Below are 2264 nucleotides of genomic sequence, written 5' to 3'. Positions count from 1 at the left end.
ACTGGCTGGATGCCGGCAGCCGCAGCCACTCCTGGCCGCTGCCCAAGGCCCTGGCTGCCGTGCGCGAAGCCGGCCGTGGTGTGGTGGTGCTGCTCAACGTGGGTGACGACCCCGATCGACTGCTCGACCGCGTGCTGCCCGCCGACCCGCAAGCCGTCCCCAAGACCCCGGCTGACCTGCGCACCTACGGTGTGGGCGCCCAGATCCTCAAAACCCTGGGTGTGCAGCGCATGCGCCTGATGGGCAACCAGCAACGCCTGCCCAGCATGGTCGGTTATGGCCTGGAGGTCAGCGGCTTCCTGACGGCCGATGGTCAGAGCCTGCCGGTGCCTCACGCCTGACGGCTTGCCCGCCGATTGTTCTTTGATTCGTTCTTTTCACTTCGCTCTTTAGATTGGATGTCCCATGCAAGGCGCTGACAAAGGTACCGCCAACCGCCTCGACGGCAACGACCTGCGGGTCGGGCTCGTTCAGGCCCGTTTCAACGATGACCTCACCGGTCGCCTCGCCACCGTCTGCATCGACGAGCTGCTGGCCCTGGGCGTGCAACGCAAGCACATCACCCACGTGACCGTGCCCGGCGCGCTCGAGGTGCCCGTGGCCCTGCAGGCCATGGCCGACAGCGATCGCTACGACGCCCTCGTGGCGCTGGGTTGCATCATCCGTGGCGAGACCTACCACTTCGAGTTGGTGGCCAACGAGAGCGGCGCCGGCGTGACCCGCGTCAGCCTGGACCACCACGTGCCGATCGCCAACTGCATCCTCACGGTCGAGAACCAGGAGCAGGCCGAGGCCCGCGTTCAAGAGAAGGGCCGTGACGCGGCCCGCGTTGCCGTCGAAATGGCCAACCTGCTGGACGACCTGCTGTGAGCGACGCCACCTCGACCCCTCCTGGCGGCCCCTCCGAGGGTGCCCGCAGCGAACGCGGTGCCGCAGCATCGCAGCCTCCGCGCGACCGCGCCAAATCCTCTCGCCGCCGCGCTCGCGAGTACGCGCTGCAAGGCCTCTATGAGTGGCAACTCAACCCGCGCGATCCGGGTGCCATCGACGCTGATCTGCGCGATGCCCCCGAGTTCGCCAAGTGTGATCGTGGCCACTACGACGCCCTGCTGCACGGCTGCATCGAGCAGTCCGCACAGCTCGATGCGGTGCTCCTGAAGTACCTGGATCGCTCGGTGCAGGAGCTCTCGCCCGTCGAACATGCCGTGTTGTGGATCGGGGCTTACGAGCTCACCCACTGCCTGGACGTGCCTTACAAGGTCGCGATCAACGAGGCCGTCGAGCTGGCCAAGTCCTTTGGTGGCACCGATGGCCACAAGTTCGTCAATGGCGTGCTGGACCACCTCGCTCCTGGTCTGCGTCCCGACGAAGTCAAGGCCTATCGTTCGAAACAGCGTTGAGCCTTCTCTCTGCTGTGTCCACGCCCCCTACGCAACCCGCCGTCACCCAGCCTCACGAGGTGGAGGCAGATCGGCTCGTGGTCGATGACGTCGACACGATCTCCGAGACCAGGCCACTGCCCGAGCCAGACCCGGCCGAGCTGCGCCGCGTGCGGCCCGAGTCGCTGCCCACGATCGGGCACATCGGCCGCTATGCGCTGAAGTACGTGATCGGCGAAGGTGGGCTGGGCACCGTCTATGCGGCGCACGACACCTTGCTGTCGCGCCTGATCGCCATCAAGACGCTGAACGTGAACTTGCCTGCTTCCGAGCGCGAGCAGTTCGACAAGCTGGTGCTGCACGAGGCGCGCGCGTCAGCAGGCCTGAACCACTCCTACATCGTCACCGTGCACGACGCGGGCACGAGCGAGCAGGGCAGCTACATCGCCATGGAGCTGCTCAAGGGGCGTGACCTGCGTCACCTCTTGTCCATGGGCTGGAAGCCCACGCCCGAGCAGGCTGCGCTGATCGTGCGGCGGGTGGCTGATGCGCTGTCCTACGCCCACCACAAGGGCGTGACCCACCGCGACATCAAGCCGGCCAACATCTTCATGGTCGGGCGCACGCAGCCGCGCGTGCTGGATTTCGGCATCGCGCGCATCCGCCAGGTCGAGGCCTTGGCGCAGCGTGACGACGAGACCAGCCGCTTCCAGGAGCTCATCGGCGGCTCGCCCTTCTACATGGCGCCCGAGTTGGTGCGCCGAGAGCCTGGCGACCAGCGCGTGGACGTGTACGCCCTGGGCGTGGTGCTCTACGAGTTGCTGGCCGGGCGGCGTGCTTTCACGGGGGGCTCGCTCGACGAGATCGCCGATGCGGTGTTGCACC

The 2264-nt window shown here is 67.0% G+C and carries 3 protein-coding genes and 1 pseudogene; all 4 read left to right on the top strand.

The features are described 5' to 3' along the window. Nucleotides 1-341, top strand: a pseudogene (locus tag B2W70_RS04000) (bifunctional 3,4-dihydroxy-2-butanone-4-phosphate synthase/GTP cyclohydrolase II); the annotation flags it as partial. A gap of 64 nt (nt 342-405) precedes the next feature. After that, the gene (ribH, locus tag B2W70_RS03995; RefSeq protein WP_286743090.1) at nt 406-870 is read left to right on the top strand and encodes a 6,7-dimethyl-8-ribityllumazine synthase; all 465 of its coding nucleotides are present in this window, start codon (nt 406-408) and stop codon (nt 868-870) included. Next, on the top strand, nt 867-1400 hold the full coding sequence (gene nusB, locus B2W70_RS03990) for a transcription antitermination factor NusB (RefSeq protein WP_058088592.1): 534 nt from the start codon (nt 867-869) through the stop codon (nt 1398-1400). The genes ribH and nusB overlap by 4 nt, the downstream gene beginning before the upstream one ends. 14 nt (nt 1401-1414) lie before the next feature. Continuing rightward, a partial coding sequence (locus B2W70_RS03985; protein WP_286743087.1) for a serine/threonine-protein kinase occupies nt 1415-2264 on the top strand: 850 nt, incomplete at its 3' end.

Source organism: Aquabacterium sp. UBA2148, from assembly GCF_002328915.1.
Lineage (GTDB): Bacteria > Pseudomonadota > Gammaproteobacteria > Burkholderiales > Burkholderiaceae_C > Aquabacterium > Aquabacterium parvum.
Note: the sequence above shows the minus strand (reverse complement) of the source record. Positions and strands in the feature narration are given on the sequence as shown.